Genomic DNA, 18,130 nt, shown 5'->3' with positions numbered 1-18,130 from the left:
GGCAGGGAGGGCGACCATGGTGGTGAGCATCGCGCACGACTACTGCACGCAGCGAGGTGGTGCGGAGCGGGTCGCGCTGACCCTGCTCCAGGCCTTCCCGGAGGCGGAGCTGATCACGTCGCTGCACGACGGCGAGCACACGTTCGCGGGCTTCGGTGACTACACCGTGCGCACGTCGCACCTGCAGCGGTACTCCGCGTTCCGGCGCGACCCCCGCCACGCCTTCCCGTTCCTGGCCTCGGCCTGGGACCGGATGCACGCCCCCGAGGCCTCGGCCGTCGTCTGCAGCAGCTCGGGATGGGCCCACGGGGTCCACGTGCCGCCCGGCGTCCGCAAGGTCGTCTACTGCCACAACCCCGCCCGCTGGCTCTACCAGTCCGAGGACTACCTGCGGGACCGGTCGCGCCCCGTCGCGGCGGTCGCCCGCACGCTGGCCCCGGGCCTGCGTCGCTGGGACGCGCGCGCCGCCGGGACGGCCGACGTCTACGTCGCCAACTCCAGTGCCGTGGCCGCACGTATCAAGGACGTCTACGGCATCGACGCCACGGTGGTGAACCCTCCGAGCGCGCTCGACCCGGCCGGACTCCTGGAGCCGGTCGAGCACATCGAGCCGGGGTTCCTGCTCAGCGTCGGGCGCGGACGTGGCTACAAGCACATCGACGTGGTGGCCGAGGCCGTCAGCCGCTACGGCAAGGCCCACCTGGTCGTCGTCGGCGGGTACGACGGGGTCGAGCTGCTGCCGCACGTCACCCGCCTCACCGACGTGTCCGACGACCAGCTGCGCTGGTTGTACGCGAACGCCGCGGCGGTCGTCAGCCTCTCCCACGAGGACTTCGGGCTGACGCCGGTGGAGGGCTTCGGCTTCGGTACCCCTGCCGTGCTACTGCGGGGCGGCGGCTTCCTGGACTCCATGGTCGAGGGAGTCACCGGTGTCTTCGCCGAGGCGCCCACGGGAGATGCCTTCATCGAGGCGCTGGAGCGCCTGCCCGGCTCCTACGACACCGAGGCCATCCTGCGCCACGCGGGCAACTACACGACCGCGACGTTCCAGCAGACCATCCGCGACCTCGCGGTCGGCACGCCCACGCCCACGGTGGCACCGGCCGGGGTGCGGGTGCCGCGCCCGCGCACCGAGGCGCAGGTGCCGACGACCCCGCGGCCGCAGCCCCAGCCCTGAGGCGCCGCCGTCGCCCCTGGGGCGCCCGGGGGCGCCCGGGGGCGCAGGGCGTCCCGGGGCGCGCGACGGCGGGACGCTCAGGGGGTGTCGGTGACGTGCGCGAGCACGGTGCGTGCCTGCTCGAGCCACGAGAAGCGGGCCGCCTGCTCGAGGCCGGCCGCCTGCAGGCGGTCCCACTCGGAGGCATCCTCCGTGGCGCGGCGCACCTGGGCGACCATGGACGTCACGTCGTGGGGGTCGCAGTAGAGGACGGCGTCGCCGCAGCGCTCGCGCAGGCTCGGGATGTCGGCCGAGACCACCGGACAGCCGTAGCGCATGGCCTCCACCGGCGGGAGCGGTGAGGCCTCGTAGTGCGAGGGGAAGAGGAAGACGCTCGCGCGGCGGTACTCCGCCTCGATGAGCTCGGGGTCGTTGACCTGGCCCAGGAAGTGCACCCGGTGGGCGAGCTCCGCGGGGATGGTCATGCCCGCCTCCTCGAAGCTCGCACCGGTGGCACCGACGAAGACGACGTCGAGGTCGGTGGTGCGGACCAGCTCGACGGCGGCGCGGGCGAGCCCGGGCGCGTTCTTGCGGCGGGTGAGCGAGCCGACGTACAGGCAGCGACGGTCGCGCACCGTGCGGGACGGCACCTCGGCGACGCCCGCCTCCCGGGAGCGACGTTCCTCACTGGGTCGGGCCATGGCGGCGCCCTCGCCGCCACCGTTCTGCACGGCGACGAGGCGCTCGGTCCCCACGAGGCGGGGATGGTGGCGGAGGATGGAGTCCCGCTCGCTCAGCGAGACCGTGAAGACGGTCCGCGACCTCGCGAGCGCGAGGGGGACCAGCACGCCGTACGCAAGGCGGAACGCCCTGCTGTAGGCGTCGGGGAAGTAGCGGTAGGACAGGTCGTGGACCATCGTGTGGACCGGCGTCCGCCCGGTGGCCAGCAACGCCAGGGGGGCGAGGTTGCCCAGGCACAGCAGCGGCCCGGAGTCCACCAGGCGCGGCAGCTCCAGCTGCTCCCAGGCGTGCCCGGACCAGCGTCCCGCCCGACGCAGCTCGACCGCCTTGTAGTCCGGCTGGGTGACCAGCCGGCCCTTCCTGGGCGCCCACACGACGACCTCGAGGCCCGGCAGGCTGCCGTCGGCCAGCATCACGTCGATGGCCCGGACGAGCTCGATGGCGACCTTCTGCACGCCGGTCACGTCCTGCAGGAGGAACCGGCCGTCGATGTTCAGGCGCATCGCGAAACCGGGTCCGTGACGTCTCGTCGCCTGCTCATGCCGTCCGCGCCCCGCGGGGAGCCTGCAACCAGGCCGGCACACCCACCGAAGGGCCCAGGAGGTCGCGCAGGCGCGCCAGATCCTCCTCGAAGAGCGGGGCCACGGCATCGACCACCCGGTCCGGGACCTCCTGGCGGGTGATGAGCCGCGACCGCACGGCCTCGCGGAACCGCCAGCTCGTGAGCGCGCGGGCACTGCGGCGCACCGCGGGTCGACCCGACGCCCACCAGAGTCCCTGCTGGAGACGGTGGAAGCGCGGTGTCCCGGAGATGTTGACGCGCGCCGCGTCCTCGCCCAGGCCCGGGACGGCGGGAAGGCCGAGGAACTGCACGACCTCGCGCAACGTGCCGGCGAAGTCCGCCTCGAGGTCGTCGTGGAACCAGACGCCGAGGTGTCCCGGTCGCAGCTGGGTCGTGAAGTCGGCGACCGCGTCGGCGTACAGGCTCATCTGCGAGTAGTGCCACAGGTGGTGCCAGTTGTCGGCCCGGCGCCGGGGTTCGTCGTCGAGGGCGGCGAGGAAGTCCTCCTCGGGCTCGCGCCCCTGCGCCCGGAGGTACTGGAAGCTCGAGTAGGCCCTGGCCACCGGCTCGCGCAGCAACAGGACGACGCGCACGTCGGGGTTGATCCGCAGCAGCTCGGGCAGCGCGGTGCGGTGGTAGTAGAGCGTGGACACCGAACCCTCCCCCCGCGCCGTGTGGGCGGGATCGTCGGAGAAGAGGTCGAGGTAGTCCCGCTCGTCGGTGACGGCCGTGCGGTTGATGGACTCGTCGTCGCCGGGGCCGCGGAAGTCCGGACGGGAGCCGTGCATCGCGAGGTAGTGCGGCTCCTTGGGCGTGGTGACGAAGGCGTGGGGGTGCGCGCGGAGGGCCTCGACGAGACCGGTGGTCCCGGCACGGCCGGCGCCGGCGACCACGAAGGTGGGAACGGTGGTGCCCGTGCGTCGATCCATGCGTCGGTCGCCCCCGCCCCAGTGCTGCCCATCGTCCACCGCCGAGCGACGGTGCTACCTCCGAGCGTCCCGGGCTGGTCCGGTGGGGTCATGCCCACAATTGGTGAAGTGATGCCCTGAGCGTGGGCGGACCGCGGTCAGGAGGTGGCCGGCAGTCGTGCCGTCTCGCGTCGCAGGAGGTCCAGGCCCCAGCCTGCGCGGGGGGTCGCGGCCTGCGTGGTGCCCTGGCGGTCCAGGACGTAGCGCAGGTTGACCTCGAGCAGGTACGCCGCCAGCACCAGGTCCCGGGCGGGCGCGTCGAGACCGACGTGACTGGCCAGGACGTCGTCCGACCGGGAGCGCCACTCGGCCTGCGCAGCGGGGCCGGTGCCCGACGAGACGCGGAGGCCCTGCGCCAGGTGGTGCACGAGGTCGAAGCCCACTGGCACGTCCTCGGCGAAGTGCTCCCAGTCCCACAGCAGCACCCGACGCCCCGACCACGCCATGTTCCACGCGGTCCAGTCGCCGTGCCAGGGTCCGAGGGGGACCGGGACGGAGGTGACCGCCAGCGTGCGGGCCAGGGCCTGCAGCTCGACGCGCAGCTGCATGTCGGCGACCTCGTCGAGGCGGGCGCCCACGCTCGTCCACCAGGCGCTGTCGGCGAGCAGGGTGGTGCGGGGGCCGCCGGAGCGGGCGAGCTCGAGCATGGCCTCGACGGGCAGCGCCGCGGGGTCGGCGGCGGCGGGTCCGGGCACGAGGGGGGTCACGAGCAGGACGTCCAGGCCCCGCCACTCGCGCCGCGCGATCACCTCGGAGTGCTCGACGAGCCGCAGCCCCAGACCGGCCACGTGGGCCAGGTTGGCACCCTCGGCGCGGACCGAGGCGAGACCGTGCGCGTCGATGCCGACCTTGCCGAAGGCCACGGTGGTCCCCTCGCGGTCGAGGACGCGGACGACCACGTTGCGGGCGTGGGCCCAGCTGCCCAGCCTGATCGCGACGTCGGCGTCGGGTTCGAACGTCTCCTCCAGCAGCGCCACCAGGGAGTTGTCGTGCCCGGACGTGACGCGGAGGCGACGCACCGGCACCCGCCGCGCGAGTCCTGCGCGGTGCGCTGCGACCAGACCTCGCACGGCCGCCCGTCGCCGGCTGCTCTCCTGACCGACGAGGGCCTCGCCGGTGGCCGGCGCGTCCACCGGCAGCAGCCACCGGGGCCCGGCGGTGCGGGGGAGGACGGCGTAGTCGCGCTCGTCGGGGCCGGGGCGGCGCGAACGGGTGACCTCGATCCGTCGTGCGGTGGGCCAGACCACCCGCGCGGTCTCGAGCAGCACCGGCGGGACGGACGCACCGCTCGGGCCAGCCCCTGGCAGGGTCCCTGCCCATCGACGTACGCGTCTCGACGCTGCAGACATCCCGCACCCCCTGGTGGTCGCCGTTGTCCGTGCACGGGACCCACGGGCAGACTAGGTTATCGGTGGCCGCGCAGGCGGGCCGGCGATCCGGCCGAGCGCACGAACTCGTCGGCCGAGTGCGGTGCTGGACGTGAGGAGGGGGCCGACGTGTCGTGGCGCAGCTGGGGGCTGGCGGTCGTCGTCGTGGGTGCGCTCGCGGGGTGCCAGCGCGGCCAGGCTCCGGCCCACCCGCTCGAGCCGGCCGTGTCGTCGACCTCGACCACCTCCGCACCGTCCGCGGCGCCCGAGACCCCGGGCCAGGCGGCGGGACCCCTGACCATCGCGGACCCGCGCATCACCGAGTCCAGCGGCCTGGCGCTCAGCCACGTGCACGACGGCGTCCTCTACACCCACAACGACCGGGGAGACACGGCTGCGCTGTTCGCGGTGGACAGCAACGGAACGCGTGCGGTCCTGCGCCTGGATGCCCCCGCCCTGGACTGGGAGGACATGGCCGCGTCCCCGGACGGCCGGCTGTGGGTCGCCGACACGGGTGACAACGACGAGGTGCGCGAGAGCGTGACGATCGAGGTGGTCGAGGAGCCGGAGGTGCTGGTCAGCGCCAGCCTGGTGACGACGAGCTACGAGCTGGTCTACCCCGACGGTCCTCACGACGCCGAGGCCCTGCTGGTCGACCCCCGGGACCTACGGGTCTACCTGGTGACCAAGGAGCCCGACGGAGGGACGATCTACGCCGCCCCGGCGCAGCTGGACCCCGACCGGCCCAACCGGCTGCGAGCCGTCGCGACCGCACCTCCCAACATCTCGGCCGGCGACTTCGCGTCGGACGGCGGGACCTTCGCGCTGCGCAACCAGGGCAAGGTGTTCTTCTACGGGGAGATCGGCGGCGCGCCCACGATGGTGACGCCGCCGTCTCAGCCGCAGGGGGAGTCGCTCACCTTCGACGCCGACGGGACCCACGTGCTCCTGGGCAGCGAGGGCGCCAACAGCGAGGTCATCCAGGTCGCCGTGCCGGGCGCGGGGCGCTGACCGGGTGGACCCACGCCATCCGGGTCGTCACAGGTCCCTGGTCGTCCTGTGCCGGGCCAACCTGATCCGCAGCCCCCTTGCCGCCGCGCTCCTGCGCCGCGAGCTGCTGTCCCTGGGCCGCACCGACCTCGGCGTCACCTCGGCGGGTCTGGAGGTCACCCCCGGGGCCTGGCCGGGAGCGGAGGCGATCGAGGTGGCGCAGGAACGCGGCGTCGACCTGCACCGCCACCGCCCCGTCGCCGTCACCGGCGACCTGCTCGACCAGGCGGGGATGGTCCTCACGATGACCGAGAACCAGCGGGCGGCGACGGGCCGGTTGTCGAGGTCGGCCATCCCCAAGACCTTCACCATCGTCGAGCTCGCCCGGCTCCTCTCGACCGAGGTGGCACCACCGATCGAGACGTGGGGGGAGACCGCGCGCCGGGCCCACCGGCTGCGCCCGCTCATCCCGCCGGCGCTCGAGCGCGAGGACGTGCCGGACCCCGTGGGGCACACGGTGTACTACCACCAGGTCGTGGCCGACACCCTGGTCGGACTCGTCAGCGAGATCGCCGGCCACGTGGTCCCGATCGCCGCCCGCGGCCAGGGCTGAGCGGCGTTCGTCAGGCCACGTCGTCGCCGGGCTCGGCCACCGCGGTCTTCCTGCTGTCCCCATGTCCGGCGGGCGCCACGGGTGGTGTGTCCCGGTGGCCCGTCGGAGCCGAGCCATGGTGGGTGTCCCCGGACGGGGGAGGGGTGCCGGCGGACGGGACGGGGTCGCCGGCCTGGTCCTTCCCGGCACGGGTCGGCGCGGAGTCGGGCGCCGCATCCGTGCCCGTGACCGCGCGCTCGCGCGAGGTGTAGGAGTACGTCGCCCGGGCGGAGTCGCCCACCCCGTTGTAGACGATGCCCACCGACTCGACCGAGACCTGGCGCAGCGTCTCGCGCACGGCGACGAGCTGACGACGGCGCGAGACCCGCTCGCGGGTCACCACGACCACCATGTCGGCGAGGGCTGCGAGCTCGAGGGTGTCGGCGCCGGTCAGGACCGGCGGGCTGTCGACCACGATCATGTCCGCCTTCGCCGCGAGCTCCTCCAGGACGAGGTGCATCTGCCCGGACGCGAGCAGGGCGGCGGGGTTGGGCGGCAGGGTGCCGGCCGGCAGCAGCGTGAGGTTGTCGACGCCGATGTCGATGAGGTACGAGGAGGGGTCCTCCTCGCTCACCAGCAGGTCCGAGAGGCCGGGCGGATCGCCGAGGCCGAACCGAGGTGCGACCGAGGCCCGGCGGAAGTCGGCGTCGATGAGCACGACGTTGAGGCCCAGCCGGGCGGCAGAGACGGCGAGGTTGCAGCTGGTGACCGTCTTGCCCTCGCTCTCCTGCCCGGACGTCAGCAGCACGATCGGCGCGGACTCCTGCGCCCCGGTGGCCACCATGAAGCGGACGTTGACGCCCAGTCGCTGGTACTCCTCGCTGGCCGGGGAGTGCGGGTCCACCAGGGTGACGAGGCGGTCGCGGTGGGAGCGCTCGGACCACTGCGGCACCCGGGCCAGCACGACGGCGTCCAAGGCCTGGCGCACGGCCTCCTCGTCGTGCACCACGTCGTCCAGGCGGTCGCGCAGCAGCGCGGCACCGACGCCGAGGACCAGGCCGACGAGGGCGCCGAGGATCAGGTTGAGCACGATCTGGGGGGAGACGGGGTTGTCCGCCGGCTCGGCCGAGTGCAGCAGCTCGCCGCCCGCCGCCGCCGTGGTGAGGGAGTCGGTGAGCGCGTCGATCTGGGCCGCCACCTGGGCGGACGAGGCGATGAGGGTGCGCCGCTCGCCCTGGAGGGCCTGGCCGCCGGGGTTCTTCTCGAGCAGGGCGTTGACCTCGCTGAGACGGCTCTCGATGTCCGCCTGCTCCTGGGCGAGGCGGTCCCGCGCCTGTTCGTAGCGCCCGACCGAGTCCTGCTCGCGGAACTGGAGGTACGACGTCGCCACGATGTTGGCGGTCCGCGCGGCCCGGTCGGGCGAGGAGTCCTGGGCGGTGACGCGCAGGATGCGACTGGTCCCGACCGCCTGCACGCTCACCAGCTCCGACAGGTCGGGCGGGGACGCGAGGGAGAAGCGCTCCTGGACCAGCCGGGAGACCGGCAGCGAGGTCACCACCTGGACCTGCGTGGCCACCTCGTCCGCGTCGATCTTGGTGCCGCTGGACGCACTGATGTCAGCACCCGAGGGCTCGATCAGCACGTCGGCGGTCGCGATGTACAGGGGAGTGGCAGCCAGCGAGTAGGCGCAGCTGACGGCAACAGCGGCGAGGAGCACGAGCAGCGCCATGCGCCACCGGCGTCGAAGCACGCGGACGGACTCGCGGAGACCCTGTCGGTCCGGCGATACGGCTTCTTCTTCGATCATCAGCGAACAGCCCCCAGCGGATCCCCTTTTCGTGCAGTGTAGGCGTCGTGAGCACATCGGGGGTCGGAACGTCCGTTCGGGGCGCGATGATCTGGTTCTCGGCGTCCTACGCCGGCGCCATCCTGGGCTTCCTCGGGGTCACCGCCGTGGCGGGTCGGTGGCTCGGTCCCGCGGACTTCGGCTCCTTCGTGGCGGCACTGGCCGCCGCGGGCCTGCTGGGCCAGATCGGTCTCATGGGCTCCCACCGGTCCGGCCTGCGGGAGGTCGCCCGGCTGCGTGACAAGGACGAGCCGGAGGCCATGGCGGTGCTGCGCAACGGTGTGAGGGCCGTGTCGCTGACGACGCTGCCCGCCGCCGGGCTCGTCGGTGGCGTGGCGGCCGCGGTCCTGGTCGACGGCGACGAGGTGTGGCAACGATTCGCGCTGGGCGTCGTGCTGGCCGCCCTGGTCGTGGTCACGGGCCAGCAGCAGCTGTGGGCCAACTACGTGCGGGGGCTGGGCCACGTCCGGTTCGCCAGCCTCCTCGAGGGTCGCTCGGGTGGGGCGTTCGTCGCCGCACTCCAGGCGGGGAGCGTGCTCGCGGTGTGGCTGCTCGCCCCCGCGACGGGTCTGGTGGGGGCGCTGGCGGCTGTGTGCGCGGGCTACCTGGTCCCCCTGCTGATCGCGCGCTCCGTCGTACGCCGCCGCTGGCGCGGTCTCGGCGGACCTCGCCCGCGGTTGTGGCGCGACCTGCGGATGACCGTGCGTCGCGACTGGCGCTTCCTGAGCGGCCAGGTCGCGACGTACCTCAACGTCAGCATCGAGATCTGGATCGCGAGCCTGCTGCTCTCGAGCGTCGACACCTCCATGTACACCGCGGGACAGCGGCTCGCGCTGCTCCTGGTGCTGCCCCTGACCGCGCTGCAGGTGGTCTTCGCGCCCGTCATCGCCCGAGCCGGGCGGCAGGCGCACGACGACGGGTCCCTCGAGCGCCTCCTGCGCACCGGGGCCACGGTCGCGACCGGGATGACCCTGCTGCTGGCGCTGCCGTTCGTCGTGGCCCCCGGACTGGTGGTCGACCTCGTCTACGGCCCGGGGTTCCGCGCCGCGGTGCCGGTGCTGCTGCTGGTGTCGATCGGCTCGTTCGGCAACGTCGCGACGGGCATGGCCGGCACCGCGCTGTCCATGCTCGGGCGCGAGGGCGTCTCGGCCCGGGTCCAGTGGGCCGGTGCCGTGCTCCGCGTGGCCATCGGTGTGCCGGCCGCCCTGGCGTTCGGGCTGATGGGTCTCACCGTCTCGGCCTTGACCGTCTCGGTTTTCGTGTTCACCCTGATGTGGTGGCGCACGCGTCGTAACCTCGGCCTGTCGACCCACGCGACCCTGCGTCCTGAGCTCTCCCTCCTGGCCAGGACATCCGGCTAGGAGGCCTCGTGGAGCTGACCCTGTCGGTCGTGCTGGCCGCGATGGTGTTCTTCAGCCTGCTCATCACGTGCGCCGTGATCCTCGGTCGTGGTCCCAGCGACGTCGTGCTCCTGTTCGTGCTGGTCTTCTGCCTCTTCTACGGCTTCCGGCCGCTGATCTTCGTGCTCGGCCTCGACGGACCGCATCCGACCGACCTGTTCTTCCTCGGGACGCTGCCCTCCCTGCTCACCCGCACCCTCCTCGGCCTCAGCCTCTTCCTGGCCATGGCCATGCTGGGCATCGCGGCGGTGACGCGTTCGGGTGCGCGCGGATGGGCGCCCTTCTTCGCCGAGAAGGAGACGGACCTGCGTCGGGCGCTTGCGGTGACGTTCGTGCTGACCGCCGTCGGCGCCCTCGTCTCGGCGTACCTGATGGCCCGCTACGGCGGGGTCGGCGGCGTGATCGTCGCCGGCAAGTACGACAAGGCCCTGGCCGGGTTGTACTGGCTGCGCTCGGTCTCGGCCGTCGGGGCGGTGCTGGCGGTCACGACCTTCATCGACCTGCGACGGCAGGGCTGCACGTCACGCACGCTGACCTACCTCCCGCTCGTCTGCGCGTTCGCGAACGCGTTCTTCGTGTTCATGTGGGGCAGCCGGGGTGTGCTGGTCGTGGTCGCCGCCACGCTCGTGCTCGGCGTCCAGCGGCACCGCCGGCACCAACGGCGGGTACGCCGCGAGCGGGTGCTGGTCCGCCTGCTCGTGGCCTGCGCGCTGGTGATCGTCGCGGCGAGCGGGATGCGGATGGTCCGCGACACGCTGTCGCACGGAGAGGTCCAGGCCAACTACGCCGCCTCGAGCGCGTGGCGCCAGGCGTCGGTCGGCACCAACTCGATCTACTTCGACGCCGCCATGCTGTCCTTCCGCGACTGGCCCTCCACGCAGAGGTTCCGCGGCGGGGAGGACTTCTACGAGGGCATCCTGGGAGCGGTTCCCCGGATGATCTGGCCCGGCAAGCCCACGGGCATCCCTCCCGGCAAGTGGTTCCGCCAGGTGTACGAGCCCCGCAAGCTCAACGGGTGGCCGATGGGCGCCGGCGCCTTGTGGTACCTGAACTTCGGGTGGCTGGGCCTGCCCCTGGGCGGCCTCATCTCCGGCCTGGTCATCGGGATGGTGGCGGCCGCCCAGCGCCGCCGGCCCAGGAGCGGCTTCAACACGGGTGTGGCGGTCATCGCCGCGGTCTTCGTGTTCCCGCTGGGCTGGGACAACCAGGTGCCGATGAAGTTCATCATCTGGCTGGGGCCGATGTGGCTGCTCGCGCGCTACCTCGCGCCGCGGGGCGGCGGCCCGCGGCGGCGACTGCGCAGCCTGCCCGACGCGGATGTCACCAAATCGTGGGATGCCCGGCCGATGAGTCGCACCTAGCGTTTCAGACGGGCGCACGGTGCGGCCCATCCGAGCCGAAGGCGACACTCATGACCGTTCAGCAACTCACTCGGCTGGGCCGACGGGGAGCGGTGGCCCTGGCCACCCTGGGCCTGGTGGTCCTGCCCCAGGCGGCGCAGGCCAGCGTCTCCCTGACCCCGGACGTCACGCCCCGGGTCAACGGGCCGGTGTACGCCATCGCCCAGGTCGGCGACCTCACCATCATCGGCGGCGAGTTCACCACCGTCGGCGGCAAGCCGCGCAACAACGCCGCGGCCATCCGTGCCGACGGCACCCTGGACCCCAACTTCAACCCGTCCCCGGACGGCATCGTCCGGGCGCTGGCCGGCTCGGCCGACGGCACCACGGTCTACCTCGGCGGGCGCTTCGACAACGCCGGGGGAGCGGTGCGCGCCAACCTCGCGGCCGTGGACACCGCCACGGGCACCGCCCTGCCGGGCTGGCAGGCCGACACCACGGGCGCCTCGCCGGGTCTGTGGGCCCTCGCCAGCCAGGGTGACCGTCTCTACGTCGGCGGCACCTTCAGCGGCATCGACGGCACCGTCCGTGCCTCCATGGTCGCCCTGGACGCCGCGGGCGACGTCGTCTCCAACTTCCGCCCCCGCGCCAATGCCGGCATCAAGGCGATCCGGGTGTCCCCGGACGGCGCCACCGTCTTCGCAGGAGGCCAGTTCAGCAAGCTCGGCGGGCTCGACCGGCCCTTCGGCGTGGGGGCGGTCTCGGCCAGCACCGGTGACGCGACCGCGTTCAACCCCGTCGAGGGCAGCGACCGCGCGATCACCGTCGGACTGTCGCCGGACGGCACCCGCTTCTACTTCTCCACCCCGGACAACCGTCTCTTCTCCTACGACACGGCCGGCACCAGCACCCTGGTGTGGATCCGCAAGACCAGCGGTGACACCCAGGCGATCTACCCCTCACCCACGGGCGAGGTCTACATCGGTGGACACTTCTCCCAGATCACGACCTTCAAGATCAAGAGGATGTTCCTCGCCTCGCTCAACGCGAGCGACGGCACGGTGACGCCGTGGGCCCCGGACCCCAGCGGCGGTGACATGGGCGTGTGGGCCATCACCCCGACCCAAGGCTCGCTGTCGGTGGGCGGCACCTTCACGACGGTGAGCGGAGTCGAGCGGGTCCGGTTCGCCCGGTTCCCCGGCACCCCGTAGACGGCCGGGCCACCTGCTGCCCTGCTCCGGCTGACCTCCACCTCGTCCTCCCCATAAGGACGGGGTGGAGGTCCGTCCGCGTCAGCGTGTCGGTCGCGACGACTCGTCCGAGGCGGACGGAAGCTCGCAGATCAGCCGGTGGGCCCTGCCCAGACCTCGTCGAACGATGCTCGGACCGGAGCGTTCGTGGAGTTCGTGCCCAGCTCGGCACGAAGCCCGACGCCGCCGGCCGTCTGGAGCCCGGGGGTGTCGTCGGTGGCCGAGAGGAGCCACTGCGCGGGTTCGGGGGTCCCGACCTCCCAGACCTTCGTCCGGACGGTGGTGGGGGACACGCCGGTCACCTGCGTGCGGACGTGGAACGTGTCGCCAGGCTGGTGGGCGAGACCGGGCGCGGTGATGCTGGCCAGCTTGGTCTGCGAGCCGACCAGGCGGACGAGGGTCACGACCACGCTCGCGTTGGGAACGAAGCGGACGGCCGAGAAGTAGCCGTCCCCGTTGCCCGTGCGACGCGGCTGCACACGGATGGTCGTGCCGGTGCCCGTGGGCGGCTTGTCCTGTCCGACCACCACCCGCATGTCCGTGTCCGTGCTGCTGGTCGCGGCCAGGTGCGCGTTGGGCGCAGCGCCGGCGGACGGCATCCGGATGTAGCCCGTTCCGCCGCTCACGCTGAAGTTCGCGGCACTCGACATCGTCCAGCCTCCGCCCAGGTCCGCCGCGCCCCACTGGCCGGTCAGGTTCCTCTCGAACGCGTCCGTGGCGAACGGCTCCGGGTCGCCCGACGGCTCCTGCACCCCCAGCGTCGTCGACGTGGTGCTCGACGCCCCCTCGGCGTCGACGACGGTCAGGGCCACGGTGTAGGCGCCGCCCGACGCGTAGTCGTGGGTGACGACGGCCCCGGAGCCGGTGGCTCCGTCGCCGAAGTCCCAGCTGTACGACGCCACCGTGCCGTCGGGGTCGCTGGAGCCGGACCCGTCGAGGGACACCCTCAGGTCCTGGACGGACGAGGTGAACGCCGCCGAGGGCGCGAGGTTGCCCCTCGCCAGCGTGAAGGAGTCGCCGAAGGTGGCGGAGTCGACGGGGGTGAACCGTGCCTCGAGCCGATCGGCGGTCAGACCGACGTCCAGGTAGCCGTGCGCCGGATCCCTGTCGGACCCGGAGGTGGTGGCGAAGTACGGGAGCTCGGCGTCGTCGGTGTTGACCGGACGCAGGGCGACCCCTCCCGTGCCCACGGTGGCGAACACGGTCCCGGCGCCCTTGACCATCGTGTCGTCCGGATCAGCGATGCAGGCAGGTGTGAACGTGCCCGGGACGAGGCGCAGGCACCCGGGAGACGTCGCCAGCTGGCGAGTCCTGGCGTACTGGTGCTCGTGGCCGGTGAGGACGAGGTCGACCCTCTTCTCGACCAGGAGGTTCATGATGTCCGCGCCCGGGTCACAGGCGTACTCGCCCACGGACAGGCACGGTTTGTGCATGCCGACCACCACCCACGGGATCCCCGCGGCACGCGCCGAGTCGATCGCCGCGGTGGTCCAGGCGTGGTGGGTGGTGCCGGCGTCGTACGACCATGCCCCGTCGGGGAACTCGATGCCGGGGGAGATCAGGATGTAGCGCACCAAGGGTGCAGCGGCCGGGACGTCCACGTAGTACTGACGACCGTAGGTGCCGACGGCCCCCGGGAGCTGGTTCGGCAGGCAGGCGGAGAAGTCGTTGATGTTGCCGTTCTGACCGTTGCTCTCGTGGTTGCCGGCAACCAGCTCGAACGGGTAGCCCGACCCCACGGACGAGGTCACCAGGTCGCACCACGTCTGCTCGGTGCCCGTCGGGGCGTAGGAGAGGTCTCCCAGCGCCAGCGACAGGTTGGTCCCGGGCTGACGCATCCCGGCGAGGACGCTCCGGGCGGCAGTGGAGGACGAGAAGTCACCGGCCGCGGTGAAGTGCACCGCCGGCTCGTCGGTCGCGCTGAAGGTCGGCACGCCGGCGACGAGCGTCACGACGGCGACCCCAGCGATCATGGCCCCACGGGGCACTCTCATGCTGGGACGCTACTCCCGGATCGTGGCTCGTGCCCTCGCCTCCGTGGGCGATCTTCACGCGCGTGATCAGTAGGCGCCGCGGTGGCTCAGCACCGCGCCGACGGTGCGTACCAGGATCTCCAGGTCGAGTCGCAGGGACCAGTTGTCGACGTACCGGACGTCGAGGCGCACCGACTCGGCCCAGCTGAGGTCCGAGCGGCCGGAGACCTGCCACAGTCCGGTGAGACCGGGCTTGACGGCGAGGCGGCGACGGGGGTCGACGGTGTACTGGTCGACCTCCTGCGCGAGGGCGGGCCGCGGCCCGACCAGGGACATCTGCCCGAGGAGGACGTTGACGAGCTGGGGGAGCTCGTCGACGGAGTAGCGGCGCAGGACGGCGCCGACCCGGGTCACGCGGGGGTCGGCCTTCATCTTGAAGAGCACGCCGTCCGACTCGTTGCGCTCGCTGAGCGCCGCCTTGACGTGCTCGGCCTCGGTGGTCATCGTGCGGAACTTGAGCATGGTGAAGCACTGGCCGTCCCGGCCGATCCGCTGCTGGCGGAAGATCGCCGGCCCGGCCGAGTCGCGGCGCACGAGGACGGCGACGGCGAACAGGGCGGGCAGCAGCACCAGGAGGGCCAGCGCCGCGACGATTCGGTCGAACAGGGCCTTGACCAGGCGGCGTGCGCCCCGGGACGGAGAGGGGCGGACGTGGATGAGGTCCAGTCCCGCTCCTTGGGTCACCGACATGCGCGCGGGGGCCACGTCGAGCAGCCCGGTCCCGACGTAGACGTCGATGCCGGACTCCGCCGCACCCCACAGGAGCCGCCGGAGCTCGACCGTGGTGAGGTCCGGGCCGGGGATCGCCAGCAGGGCCGAGGCGCCCGAACGACGGGCGACCGCCACCGCATCGGCGACGCCGACCGTCATGGGGATCTCGCCGCGGTGGGCCAGGGGAGCCTCCGACACGCAGAGCGCCGCGACCTCGTGGCGCGGGCTCGTCATCAGCTCGAGCGCGGCCGTCTCGACGTCGAGGGGGTGACCGACGAGGGCCACACGGGTGGGGTTGCGATCGGGACGCCGCAGCAGCGAGGTCACCAGCGCGCTGGCGGTGACGGCGGCGGTGGCGGGCACCAGCACGGACGGGTCGGCGAGCGTCCCCACCCAGGGCTGCAGCACCCAGCTGCCCAGTCCCAGGACCGCCCCGCTGCGCAGGACGCCGGCCGAACGTGTCGACGCGGTCTCACCGAGCGGACGGCGGTGGTAGCGGCCGTTGGACGCGAGCAGGGCCGGCCAGGCCAGGACGAGCACGACCATCACGACCGGCTCGATCGGCACGCCGACCGCGAGGGTGAGGAGGGAGGCGACCCCGGCGGCGAGAAGGTCCCCGACGGGGCGCACCCAGCGGCGGGAGCGGCGGATGCCGGCGCGGACGGCGCCGACGACCTGGTCTGCAGCGACGGTCGCGGGGGGCTTGCCGACGTCTCCGACCAGGTCGCCGACCAGGGGCGTGGTGACCTGTGTCATCCGTCCCCCTTCCGACCACGCGTGTGCAGTAGGACGAGCCTAGGAACGCGGGTCGGTGCGCGCATGCCGCATATGCGGCATATCCATGCGGGGGCCCGGGCCGTGCGACTGCCAGCCGGCCTTGTGGGCCAGGCCCACGGCCGCCAGCTGGGAGGAGACCTCCAGCTTGGCGAGGATGGACTTGACCTGGGTGCGCACCGTCGCCTCGGAGACGACGCTGGTCGTCGCGATCTCGCGCACCGTGTGACCGTCCATGAGCTGGGCCAGCACCTGTCGCTCCCGTGGCGTGAGGGTCTCCAGCCGACGGCGCTTGTCCTGGTTCTCCACGGCGTCGGCACCCCAGGCGCTGAGCAGCCCCTCGAGCTCCTCGGCGGACATCACCGGCAACCCCTGGTGCAGACGGCGGACGGTGGCCAGGGTGTCCTGCAGCGGCCCGGACTTGGACAGCACCTTGCGGGCGCCGGAGCGTACGCAGCCACCCCACCGGGCCCGGTCCACCGAGGAGGTCACGACCACCACGTTGGCCCCGGCGCGGGAGAGCGGGGCGATGAGGGCGGCCCCGTCGCCGAACCGGCCCAGGTCGAGGTCCAGGAGCACGATGCGCGGGTTGGTGCGCAGGGCCGTCGAGCGCAGGGTGGCCAGCGAGCCGCCCTCGTCCGGCAGCGGCAGCCGTCGTACGTCGTAGCCCTCCAGCGAGAGGGCCACCTCCAGCGACTCGGCGAAGAGCGTGTGGTCCTCGATGATGAGCACCCGGCTGCGTGACTTGGCGAGGGGTCCCTCGGACATCTCAGTCACCCTTCCGCGCGGCGGGCAGCTTGATGACGAAGGTGGCACCCGTGCCCGAGCGCACCGTCGCGCCCGGCTCGTGCGGGTCGGCCAGGGTGAGCGAGCCACCCTGCTCCGACAGCAGCCGGCGACCGACGTTGAGACCGATCCCCTGGCCGGCCGAGGTGTCCCCGCGCACTCCCCACTCGAAGATGCCGTCGCGCACCTCCGGCGGGATGCCGGGTCCGCCGTCGGCGATGCGGATCGCGACGTCGTCGTCGTCGCGGGTCACCTCGATGCGGCTCTCGGTGTCCGCCGCGTGCGTGGCGGCGTTCTCGAGGAGGATGTTGATGACCTCGGCGATGTCGTCGCGGCGCCCACGCACGACCTGACCGGTGGGCTGCCAGATGATGCGGCGGCCGCGTGCCCGGTGCAGCTCGAGCAGCGGGTCGATGGTGGCGTCGAGGTCGACAGGCTCGGGCACGGTGGGCTGCCGGTTGTCGAGCAGCCGCTCGAGGCGCGACATCTCCATGCGCATGTTCTCGTCGAGACGCCGCCGGGTCGTTGCTGCCACCTTGCCGTCGTGGAGCAGGCGGGAGGCGTTGCTGATGCCGGCCACGGTGCTGCGGATCTCGTGCAGGCGCTCCTTGCCGTCGCGGCCGACGGCCTCGGCGGCCTCGAGCCGGTCGTTGAGGTCGGTGGTGGTGCGCTCCTGCAGGGAGATGACGTCGCGCATCATGGCGAAGGAGACGCCGATGAACAGGCAGGCGCCGACCAGGTGGGCGACCGCCACCCCGCTCTCGACCCACGGTCCGTGGATCACCGGCGTCTGTGCCAGGTTGGCCGCGCCGAGCATGAGGAGGAGCGTGAGGACGCGGGGCGTGGTCCAGCCGCCCGGGACGGGGTGGCGCAGCACGACCACCACGACGAGGACGTGCACCGACGTGATCACGGCGGCCAGCGTGTCGACGGTCAGCGGCGGGAGACCGAGGGGCGCGAGCCCGGCGGTCGCCAGGCGGCCGAGTCCGACCAGGATGCCGAGCACGAGCCCGAGCGCGAGCGGCTCGGGAGCGCGGGTCGCCCGGGTGCCGGCGACCACGAGCCCCAGGACCACGAGCGCGGAGACCGCGTTGGCGATCGTCTGCCAGCCGGGACGCGCGAGGACCTCGGCGTCGACCACCCCCGCTCGGGGCACGGCCAGCCACTGGACGCACCCGAAGATCGCGGCAGCGGCCCACCACCCGTGGGTCACGGTCGGCGCCATGCGCCACGTCACGTAGAAGAGGATCGAGGCGGCGAGGGCCACGATCGTCGCCGCCGTCCCCACCAGCAGCGCGGGTGGGACGACCCACTCGTCGCGCGTCGTGCTGATCATCACTGCCGCCGCGGTGGCCGCAGCCGCCGACGCGATGTACATAGGGCCGCCCAGCCTCTGACGGCTCAACCAAGGCACAGTCACCTGATTCGAACCTTCCCCCGAGATCATGCTGCCGGGGAGACGCACGGATGGACCCCCCAGGCCTGTCCGTGCGGGCGTTCGTGGATGTGTGGTCCGACCCGATCGATCAGCCCCCCGGCCCCCGGATCACGTTCGAACCACCATGGTGTTGCGAGACACACGCTAGGGCCGCGACGCGCTGACGTACAGGAAAA

General features: G+C 72.7%; 14 protein-coding genes. 6 read left to right on the top strand and 8 right to left on the bottom strand.

The genetic code is table 11. The annotated features are described in order from the left end of the window. Positions 1-16 precede the first annotated feature (16 nt). Positions 17-1,177 carry a glycosyltransferase gene (locus ASG94_RS05530; protein ID WP_056925346.1) on the top strand — a complete coding sequence of 387 codons (1,161 nt, stop codon included), beginning with the start codon at positions 17-19 and terminating at the stop codon, positions 1,175-1,177. A 77-nt stretch (positions 1,178-1,254) separates the two neighbouring features. Here the strand turns inward: ASG94_RS05530 and ASG94_RS05525 are convergent, their stop codons facing one another. The 3 genes from ASG94_RS05525 to ASG94_RS05515 all read right to left on the bottom strand — a co-directional run bounded on the left by ASG94_RS05525 (position 1,255) and on the right by ASG94_RS05515 (position 4,695). Continuing rightward, positions 1,255-2,400, bottom strand: coding sequence for a glycosyltransferase family 4 protein (locus tag ASG94_RS05525; protein WP_056925345.1), 1,146 nt, complete (start codon positions 2,398-2,400; stop codon positions 1,255-1,257). A 34-nt stretch (positions 2,401-2,434) separates the two neighbouring features. Continuing rightward, positions 2,435-3,388, bottom strand: coding sequence for a sulfotransferase family protein (locus ASG94_RS05520; protein WP_056925344.1), 954 nt, complete (start codon positions 3,386-3,388; stop codon positions 2,435-2,437). A 137-nt stretch (positions 3,389-3,525) separates the two neighbouring features. Next, positions 3,526-4,695 (bottom strand): hypothetical protein, encoded by a 1,170-nt coding sequence (locus ASG94_RS05515; RefSeq protein ID WP_056925343.1) that lies wholly within the window; start codon positions 4,693-4,695, stop codon positions 3,526-3,528. A gap of 228 nt (positions 4,696-4,923) precedes the next feature. On the opposite strand from ASG94_RS05515, the gene ASG94_RS05510 reads away from it, so the two are divergent. Continuing rightward, complete coding sequence (locus ASG94_RS05510) at positions 4,924-5,805, top strand: hypothetical protein (RefSeq protein ID WP_056925342.1); 882 nt, start codon at positions 4,924-4,926, stop codon at positions 5,803-5,805. A gap of 4 nt (positions 5,806-5,809) precedes the next feature. After that, the gene (locus tag ASG94_RS05505) at positions 5,810-6,397 is read left to right on the top strand and encodes an arsenate reductase/protein-tyrosine-phosphatase family protein (protein ID WP_056925341.1); all 588 of its coding nucleotides are present in this window, start codon (positions 5,810-5,812) and stop codon (positions 6,395-6,397) included. Between the two features lie 10 nt (positions 6,398-6,407). On the opposite strand, the gene ASG94_RS05500 is transcribed toward ASG94_RS05505, so the two are convergent. Continuing rightward, positions 6,408-8,183, bottom strand: coding sequence for a tyrosine-protein kinase family protein (locus ASG94_RS05500; RefSeq protein ID WP_268788563.1), 1,776 nt, complete (start codon positions 8,181-8,183; stop codon positions 6,408-6,410). Positions 8,184-8,230: 47 nt separating this feature from the next. On the opposite strand from ASG94_RS05500, the gene ASG94_RS05495 reads away from it, so the two are divergent. Genes ASG94_RS05495 through ASG94_RS05485 form a run of 3 tightly spaced genes read left to right on the top strand, consistent with a single transcriptional unit; the run spans position 8,231 to position 12,173 of the window. Continuing rightward, positions 8,231-9,583 (top strand): lipopolysaccharide biosynthesis protein, encoded by a 1,353-nt coding sequence (locus ASG94_RS05495; RefSeq protein ID WP_156411429.1) that lies wholly within the window; start codon positions 8,231-8,233, stop codon positions 9,581-9,583. 8 nt (positions 9,584-9,591) lie between these two features. After that, entirely contained in the window at positions 9,592-10,983 is a 1,392-nt protein-coding gene (locus ASG94_RS05490; protein WP_056925338.1) for an O-antigen polysaccharide polymerase Wzy, read from the top strand. Positions 10,984-11,033: 50 nt separating this feature from the next. After that, on the top strand, positions 11,034-12,173 hold the full coding sequence (locus ASG94_RS05485) for a delta-60 repeat domain-containing protein (protein WP_156411428.1): 1,140 nt from the start codon (positions 11,034-11,036) through the stop codon (positions 12,171-12,173). 131 nt (positions 12,174-12,304) lie between these two features. Here the strand turns inward: ASG94_RS05485 and ASG94_RS21960 are convergent, their stop codons facing one another. The 4 genes from ASG94_RS21960 to ASG94_RS05465 form a co-directional block, all read right to left on the bottom strand. Then, on the bottom strand, positions 12,305-14,206 hold the full coding sequence (locus tag ASG94_RS21960) for a PKD domain-containing protein (protein WP_162260787.1): 1,902 nt from the start codon (positions 14,204-14,206) through the stop codon (positions 12,305-12,307). Between the two features lie 66 nt (positions 14,207-14,272). Further along, positions 14,273-15,712: a sugar transferase gene (locus ASG94_RS05475; protein WP_056925336.1), complete on the bottom strand. Its 1,440-nt coding sequence runs from the start codon at positions 15,710-15,712 to the stop codon at positions 14,273-14,275. 39 nt (positions 15,713-15,751) lie between these two features. Further along, positions 15,752-16,498: a response regulator transcription factor gene (locus ASG94_RS05470; protein ID WP_082623949.1), complete on the bottom strand. Its 747-nt coding sequence runs from the start codon at positions 16,496-16,498 to the stop codon at positions 15,752-15,754. A 1-nt stretch (position 16,499) separates the two neighbouring features. Next, entirely contained in the window at positions 16,500-17,894 is a 1,395-nt protein-coding gene (locus ASG94_RS05465) for a sensor histidine kinase (RefSeq protein WP_056925335.1), read from the bottom strand. Positions 17,895-18,130: the final 236 nt, after the last annotated feature.

The sequence above is a fragment of the Nocardioides sp. Soil805 genome (assembly GCF_001429625.1).
In the GTDB taxonomy this organism is placed as follows: domain Bacteria; phylum Actinomycetota; class Actinomycetes; order Propionibacteriales; family Nocardioidaceae; genus Nocardioides.
Note: the sequence above shows the minus strand (reverse complement) of the source record. Positions and strands in the feature narration are given on the sequence as shown.

Excerpts from the sequence above, each read along its gene's own strand:
- ASG94_RS05530 (WP_056925346.1), top strand. The coding sequence starts at position 17 with ATGGTGGTGAGCATCGCGCACGACTACTGCACGCAGCGAGGTGGTGCG.
- ASG94_RS05525 (WP_056925345.1), bottom strand. The coding sequence starts at position 2,400 with ATGCGCCTGAACATCGACGGCCGGTTCCTCCTGCAGGACGTGACCGGC.
- ASG94_RS05520 (WP_056925344.1), bottom strand. The coding sequence starts at position 3,388 with ATGGATCGACGCACGGGCACCACCGTTCCCACCTTCGTGGTCGCCGGC.
- ASG94_RS05500 (WP_268788563.1), bottom strand. The coding sequence starts at position 8,183 with ATGATCGAAGAAGAAGCCGTATCGCCGGACCGACAGGGTCTCCGCGAG.
- ASG94_RS05485 (WP_156411428.1), top strand. The coding sequence starts at position 11,034 with ATGACCGTTCAGCAACTCACTCGGCTGGGCCGACGGGGAGCGGTGGCC.
- ASG94_RS21960 (WP_162260787.1), bottom strand. The coding sequence starts at position 14,206 with ATGAGAGTGCCCCGTGGGGCCATGATCGCTGGGGTCGCCGTCGTGACG.
- ASG94_RS05475 (WP_056925336.1), bottom strand. The coding sequence starts at position 15,712 with ATGACACAGGTCACCACGCCCCTGGTCGGCGACCTGGTCGGAGACGTC.
- ASG94_RS05470 (WP_082623949.1), bottom strand. The coding sequence starts at position 16,498 with ATGTCCGAGGGACCCCTCGCCAAGTCACGCAGCCGGGTGCTCATCATC.
- ASG94_RS05465 (WP_056925335.1), bottom strand. The coding sequence starts at position 17,894 with ATGTACATCGCGTCGGCGGCTGCGGCCACCGCGGCGGCAGTGATGATC.